Source organism: Desulfothermus sp. (genome assembly GCF_053993635.1).
The window spans coordinates 21,504-29,211 of the sequence record NZ_JBMYBT010000056.1 but is presented as its reverse complement, the minus strand read 5'-3'; the positions used below and the strand labels follow the sequence as shown (position 1 = coordinate 29,211).

General features: G+C 37.8%; 7 protein-coding genes. All 7 read left to right on the top strand.

Annotated features, from left to right (window positions below):
- On the top strand, window positions 1-560 hold a 560-nt coding region (locus tag ACY2V1_RS04015), incomplete at its 5' end, for a s-methyl-5-thioribose-1-phosphate isomerase (protein WP_461833509.1).
- Between the two features lie 3 nt (window positions 561-563).
- Complete coding sequence (gene der / locus ACY2V1_RS04010; protein ID WP_461833508.1) at window positions 564-1,886, top strand: ribosome biogenesis GTPase Der; 1,323 nt, start codon at window positions 564-566, stop codon at window positions 1,884-1,886.
- A 21-nt stretch (window positions 1,887-1,907) separates the two neighbouring features.
- Complete coding sequence (locus ACY2V1_RS04005) at window positions 1,908-2,831, top strand: branched-chain amino acid transaminase (protein ID WP_461833507.1); 924 nt, start codon at window positions 1,908-1,910, stop codon at window positions 2,829-2,831.
- 102 nt (window positions 2,832-2,933) lie between these two features.
- Entirely contained in the window at window positions 2,934-4,550 is a 1,617-nt protein-coding gene (dnaX, locus tag ACY2V1_RS04000) for a DNA polymerase III subunit gamma/tau (RefSeq protein WP_461833506.1), read from the top strand.
- Window positions 4,547-4,861, top strand: coding sequence for a YbaB/EbfC family nucleoid-associated protein (locus ACY2V1_RS03995; RefSeq protein ID WP_461833505.1), 315 nt, complete (start codon window positions 4,547-4,549; stop codon window positions 4,859-4,861). The genes dnaX and ACY2V1_RS03995 overlap by 4 nt, the downstream gene beginning before the upstream one ends.
- A gap of 20 nt (window positions 4,862-4,881) precedes the next feature.
- Entirely contained in the window at window positions 4,882-5,490 is a 609-nt protein-coding gene (gene recR, locus ACY2V1_RS03990; protein ID WP_461833504.1) for a recombination mediator RecR, read from the top strand.
- Window positions 5,490-7,664, top strand: a complete 2,175-nt coding sequence (recD2, locus tag ACY2V1_RS03985) for an SF1B family DNA helicase RecD2 (RefSeq protein ID WP_461833503.1) — start codon at window positions 5,490-5,492, stop codon at window positions 7,662-7,664. Before recR ends, recD2 begins: the two co-directional genes overlap by 1 nt.
- Window positions 7,665-7,708 lie beyond the last annotated feature (44 nt).

Sequence of the window (7,708 nt, the reverse complement as noted above, 5' to 3'; positions counted from 1 at the left end):
TTGCAACTGGTGGGTATGGTACAGCCCTGGGCGTTATTAGGGCAGCTAAATCTGCGAATTTAGATATAGAAGTTATAGCAAATGAGACCAGGCCATTTTTGCAAGGTGCACGTCTAACAGCCTATGAACTCCACCATGATGATATAAAAGTTAAAGTAATATGTGACAATTCAGCAGGCTATTTAATGTCTCAAAATATGGTAGATGCTGTGATTGTTGGGGCTGATAGGATTGTTGCAAATGGAGATACAGCCAATAAAATAGGTACGTATTCACTGGCAGTTTTGGCAAAATATCACAATATACCCTTTTATGTGGCTGCGCCAACGTCCACTTTTGATTTGAGTTTAAAAACTGGCAAAGAAATTCCAATAGAAAAAAGGCCTTCAAAAGAGGTCACACATATTGGTGAAACAAAAATAGTTCCGAGTGGAGTAGAAGTATATAATTTTGCCTTTGATGTTACTCCAGGGGAGTTAATCACGGCTATTATTTGTGAGAAAGGGATTATTTATCCTCCATATGAGCAAAATATTCCTGCTATGGTTTTGGGGAGTTAATAAATGCTGCCAGTAGTTGCAATAATTGGCAGGACAAATGTAGGAAAATCTACCCTGTTCAATAGGCTTATTAGGACAAATAAGGCCATTATCCACGATAGGGAAGGAGTTACCCGCGACAGGATTTATGGGGAAGTTAAATATACAAAGAAGCCCTTTGCCCTCTTTGATACAGGGGGACTAACTTTTAATTTTGAAGATGAAATAGATAAATCTATATTTGATCAAGTTGAAGATGCAATTGATGATGCATGTTTGATTCTATTTTTAGTTGATGGAAAAGCTGGATTAACTCCTTTAGATGAAGAAATAGCTGAATTTATAAGGAGAGCAAAAAAGCCAGTGCTTCTTGTAGTAAATAAAATAGACGGCAAAGAGCTGGCAGATACACTTGTTTCTGATTTTCACGCACTTGGCTTTGAGCTAATACCAATCTCTGCTGCCCATGGATATAATGTCCCTTATTTAATTGAAAAAATACAGAAAATAATACCTGAGCCAACAATTGAGCCTAATGTTTCTGGGCTTAGGATTGCGCTAGTTGGACGTCCCAATGTGGGTAAGTCATCAATGATAAATGCCTTTGTGGGTGAAAAGCGTCTTATCGAGTCACCAATTGCTGGAACAACAAGGGATAGTGTGGATGTGGTCTTAAAAAAGGACGGTGCCCAATATATCTTTGTGGATACTGCAGGGGTTCGGCGGAAGAGTAAGATCAAAGATCCTTTGGAAAAATTTAGCGTACTGAGGGCTCTTAGTGCTAGCAAGAGGGCTAATATAACAGTATTGGTGGTTGAGGCCACATCTAAACTGACCCATCAGGATAAGACCTTGATACATTTTTTACAAAAAGAAAATATTCCACTAATTCTTGCGGTCAATAAAATAGATATGGTTCCCAGGGAAAAGTTGGAAGCAGTAAGAACGTATTTTAAAGACCAGCTTAAATTTTGTCCTTATGTGCCAATTGTTTTTACCTCCACTGTGGATCGCAGGGGGCTTGGTGGAATATTGGTTTTAGCGGAAAAATTATGGTCAGAAACGAATAAGAGAATCACCACAGGAGAGTTAAATCGGGGTCTTGAGCTCGCAATAAAAAGACACCAGCCTCCAGTTGTAAAAAATAAACGTCCAAAATTTTATTATTTGACACAAGTTGATATTACTCCTCCCACTTTTGTTTTTTTTATGAACGATCATACCCTGCTCAAAACCCCTTATAAAAGATATTTGGAAAATCAGATTAGAAAGATTTTTGGCTTTAAAATGGCTCCAATAAAGTTGTTTTTTAGGACATCAAGGGATAAGCGTGAGAATAAAAAATAAAAAATTAAGGAGTAGGGGTTTATGGTAGATAAGGTAAATTTTATTTGGTTTGATGGAGAATTTGTTCCATGGGATGAGGCAAAAGTTCATGTGTTGACCCATACTTTGCATTATGGGGCTGGTGTTTTTGAGGGAATTAGGAGTTATAAGTGCTCAGATGGTACCTCTGCAGTATTTCGTTTAAATGAGCACGTGAGAAGACTTTTTGATTCAGCAAAGATTTTAAATATTAAAATTCCCTATACAGAACAAGAGATTTGTGATGCCATAATTGCCACCCTGAAAAAAAATAATCTCCCAGAAGGCTATATAAGGCCTCTAGTGTTTATCGGCGATGGTGCTATGGGGGTGCATCCTTCAACAAATCCAATAAGGGTGATTATTGCTGTTTGGCCCTGGGGAGCGTATTTGGGAGAAGAAGCACTGGAAAAAGGTATCAGAGTAAAGACATCTTCTTTTACCAGACATCATGTAAACGTAATGATGACTAAGGCAAAGATATGTGGAAATTATGTAAATTCAGTGCTGGCCAAAATGGAGGCAGTATCAAATGGTTATGATGAGGCATTGATGTTAGATGTGGATGGTTATGTTGCAGAGGCCTCTGGTGAAAACCTTTTTATTGTGAGGGACAGCAAGATCAAGACTTCCCCCCTTGGACCAGTCCTCCCTGGCTTGACCAGGGACTGTATTATTACAATTGCCAAGGATATGGGATATGAGGTAACAGAACAGAGATTTACAAGGGATGAGCTCTATATTTCTGATGAAGCCTTTTTTACAGGAACTGCTGCAGAACTAACTCCAATTAGAGAAGTGGATGGAAGGATTATTGGAGCAGGTCACAGGGGGCCAATTACAAAGCTCTTTCAACAGGAATTTTTTAAGATAGTTAGGGGCGAGAACCTTAAGTATGCTGGTTGGCTTACTCACTATGAAATATAGATTTTAACTAATTGCCCGTGTTTGTTGGAATTTTGAGAAATGCATATATGGGAGCATCAATTTTATTTTAGTTGATGCTCCCATATTTTATCATTTAAATTTATGAACAGGACAAAACACCTAACAACATACTATCGTCCCAAAAGATTTTCTGAGCTAAAGGGACAGGAGCACATAAAAAGAGTGCTCTCCTTTTGTGCGAAACAAGGCACTATAGGTAAGGCATATTTGTTCAGCGGGACAAGAGGGGTTGGCAAGACAACCGTGGCAAGGATATTTGCAAAGGCAATCAATTGTAGGCAAGCGCCAACTGATGAACCTTGCAATAGCTGTGATATTTGCAGGGAAATAACCAATGGTACTTCTCTTGATGTCCTGGAGATTGACGGGGCATCTCACACTGGCGTTGATAATGTGAGAAAACTTATTGAGGATATATCTCTTTTGCCAGTTAAGTGTAAATATCGTGTGGTAATAATTGACGAAGTCCATATGCTCTCTAAGTCAGCCTTTAATGCCCTCTTAAAGACCCTAGAAGAACCCCCTTCCCATGTTGTATTTATTCTCGCAACCACTGAGGTAAACAAGATTCCATCAACTATTATCAGTCGATGTCAGCACTTTATTTTTAAAAAATTAAGTACCCAGCAACTTGTTGAACACTTAAAAAACATATTGGACATGGAAAACATTTCCTATGACCAAGAGGCCTTGTTTTTAATAGCCCAGAGGGGGGAGGGGAGTGTAAGGGATTCTATGTCCATATTGTCTCAGTTAGTGAGTGTTAGCGGGGATAAGATATCTGCTGATCTGGTGAGGGAAGTTTTAGGTATAGCCCCTTCTGAATCAAAGGTTCAGATTTTAGAGGCTGTATTAAAAAAAGACATCAGATCCATTGTTTTTCATATAAGGTCCCTTTTGGATCAGGGGATTGATATTCCATTTTTTTTGCAAGAAGTGGTGATCTTGTTTAGAGATATTTTTTTACTGAAAACTGTTGGGGCTAGCTTGAGTGGAGGATTATCTGCTCATACAGAGATAGATAAAGTAAAAAACCTGGCTAAAAATTTTTCCCTACCCCAAATACATGCAGCGTGGCAATTGTTGTTGGATGCAAGGATGAAACTGGATAAAATCCAGGATCCTGTCTTATTTTTAGAGCTTTTATTTATAAATTTGGCATATCTTAGCGATCTAACCCCTGTATCTGAGGTGGATTTTGATAGCGTAAATTTTAAAGCTGAAAAAAGTGAGGTGATATCTAAAACTGATGAAGTTAATAATCAACATATTTCTGAGATTGCTCCTTTAAAAAAGGAAGAGGTGCCGAAATTTAATTCAAGATTGCCCCAAGGCCCTAAGACGTGGGAAGGTTTTCTTGAATTTTTGAAAGACAAAGATATAGAAAGGAAATTGCCTCACATGCAGGCTGTAAGTGGTAGAGTCAAAGAAAATGAATTGATTATAAATTGTACAGGATATTGGCTTGACAAGTTAAAGTCCTCACCTGATGTTTATCAATTTTTTAAAGATCTGATTTTGGAATATTTTGGCGAAATAGAAATTATCTTTAAAGAGCAAATGGTTAATTCAAAGAGTTCCCTTATAGACCAGGTAAAAAGTGACCCTATAATAAAAAAGGTATTGGATGAATTTGATGGTACCATTGTTGACATAAAAATTTTAAAACAAAAAGAACAAGACCAGGAGGAAATATGAACATACAAGAACTTATGAGACAGGCTCAACTTTTACAAAAAAAGATATTAGATGCCCAGGAAGAAATAAAGAACAAAGTAGTGGAGGCCACTGCTGGGGGTGGAATTGTAAAGGTGGTAGCAAATGGAGCCCAGGAGATAGTTAGTGTGGAAATAGATTCCAGTGTCGTTGATCCAGATGATACCACAATGCTTCAAGATTTAATCGTTGCAGCTACTAATGAGGCCCTTAGAAAATCTAAAGAAATGAAGGAAGAGGAAATATCAAAGCTCACAGGAGGCTTAAAATTCCCAGGTCTGGGAATGATGTAATTTTTTAAATGGGAATTGCTATGTTTGAATCGCTGCCAGAGCCTTTAAAAAAAGTAGTGGAGCATTTTGCATCCCTGCCAGGACTTGGACCTAAATCTGCCATGAGAATTGCTTTACATCTTTTGGAAATTCCAAGAGAAAAGGTACAGTCCTTTGGTAGGGATGTTTTTGAATTAAGGGATAAACTTAAGATTTGTGAGACTTGCGGTGCATATTGCAACAATAGTCCTTGCGAGATTTGTTCAGACCCAGGTAGGGATGCATCCTTTCTTTGTGTTGTTCCAGATTGGGACGGGCTCATGCTCATTGAAAAAACCAAGTTATTTAAAGGGACTTATCTGGTGTTAGGAGGATTAATTTCTCCTTTGGATGGGAAGATGTCTTCAAATTTAAGGATAGAGCTTTTAAAAAAACGTCTGAGTTCTGGTAAAATAAAAGAAGTTATCTTGGCCCTTGGGTCCACGAGAGAGGCTGAAATGACAGAGAGTTTTTTGTCTGATTTTATTTCTAAAGGGAATTTCAATGTGCGCGTAACTCGTCTTGCCCAGGGCATACCAGTTGGATGTGATTTAAAGTATGTTGATGGGGAAACCCTAAAACAATCTATATGTTATAGACAAAAATTATAATGGATACTTTAAAAGGTGAAGTTGTTTCAGTAGTTTATACGGATCCTGAAACTCATTTTACTGTAGCCAGGTTGAAATCAAAACAAGAGCCAGGACTGATTACTGTGGTTGGAAACATTGGCGCCATTGCTCCTGGGACTGAGTTATCCCTTGAAGGGAATTGGAAATTTCATCCCAAATTTGGAAGGCAATTTAATATAGTATCCTGTGTGCAAAATCTTCCAGCAACCATTGTTGGTATTAAAAGATACTTAAGCTCTGGCTTGGTTAAGGGGATTGGTCCTGTTTTAGCAGAACGAATGATTAAACACTTTGGTAATAATGCGTTAAAGGTACTGGATGAGTCCCCTGATAAGTTGTTAGAGGTGCCTGGGATCGGTAAAAAGACCCTTGAAAAGATCGTATCTTCCTGGGATGAGCAAAAAGAAATAAGAAACGTTATCTTATTTCTCCAAGAACACGCTATCCCACCATCTTTTGCAGTTAGAATATACAGGACATATGGGAAAGATTCTCTTAAGACCATTAGGGAAAAACCCTATGATCTGGCCTATGAGGTAAAAGGGATTGGGTTTAAAAGTGCAGATAAGATAGCTTTGAAATTGGGTTTTTCAGAATATTCCATAGAGAGAATTGAAGCAGCAATTGTGTATGCATTATTTTCTTTGAGTGAAAAGGGGCATGTGTTTTATCCAAAGGAGGGGCTCATCTCTCACGTTATGAAACTACTCAACCTGGAAGATACGAAATTAGTGGAAGACGCAATTAGGTTGCTGTTAGAAAAAAAGAGAATATATATTGAAGATATTGATGAAAACATAAAAGACGCAGTATATTTAAGACATTTTTATAAATGGGAAGTGGAGATTGCATCGAGACTAAAAGGTATAATGAGTTGCGCTACTCATCAAGCAGAAGATTCCGAGAAGATAAGTGGTTATATAAATGATTTTGAAAAAAGATATAATATTTCTCTTTCAGAGGAGCAAAGAGAAGCCATACTTGGTGCCTGTTTGAACCAGGTTTTTATTATAACTGGCGGACCTGGTACTGGTAAAACCACCATTACACGTTTCATTGGTCATATTTTAAAAAAAATGGGACTAAAAATAAAACTAGCAGCTCCAACTGGTAGAGCGGCAAAAAGGCTACAGGAGGCAACTGGTCTTTTTGCCTCAACAATTCATCGCATGCTTGGTTTTGGTCCAGGAGGTGAATTTCAATACAGAGAAGATAAAAAAATAAAAATAAATGCATTGATCCTTGATGAAGTTTCTATGGTTGATTGTCATTTGTTTGTAAATTTACTAAGGGCACTTCCCCTGACCTGCAAGCTCATATTAATTGGAGACGTTAATCAGCTTCCTTCTGTTGGACCTGGAAATGTACTCAAAGATTTAATTGAATCTCAGGTTATTCCTACAAAAGGGCTCTCAAAAATATATAGGCAGGCAAAAAAATCTATGATTGTCGTAAATGCCCACAGGATAAATCAGGGAAAATTTCCAGTCAGGAGCAAAAAAGAGCCACCTGAGGCAGATTTTTTCTGGGTAGAGGAAGAAGATCCCAAAAAAGTACAACAACTAATTATCCATATGGTTAGCCAGAGGATACCCAAGGTATATGGATTTGATCCCATGAAAGAAGTCCAGGTGCTAACCCCTATGCACAAAGGGGATATTGGAACTGCAGCCTTAAACAAGCTCTTGCAAGATACCCTGAATTCTTCAAACAAAGCTAAAACCTATGTTTTAAAGGGCTTTAGATTAGGGGATAGAGTAATACAAACAAAAAACAATTATGAAAAAGAGGTGTTTAATGGGGATTTAGGGATTATAAGAGAAGTTGATCTGGAGTCTGGAGAGCTCATTATAGATTTTGATGGCCGGGATGTTTTATACAACCAATCAGAGCTAGATGAAATATCCCTGGCATATTGCATTAGCATTCATAAATCTCAGGGAAGTGAATATCCTGTTGTGCTTTTTCCTGTTATGGTACAACACTATATTATGCTCCACAAAAATCTTGTATACACGGCCCTGACCAGGGCGAAAAAGTTGGCTGTGATTTTTGGAAGTAGAAAGGCCATGGCCATAGCATTAAAGGATGTAAACAAAGAACATAGGTATACAAATTTAAAAAATCGGCTAAAAGATATGGCAATATGTTAAAAATAACCACATTGTCATTGTGTTCTATAATGACTTTTGTGTTG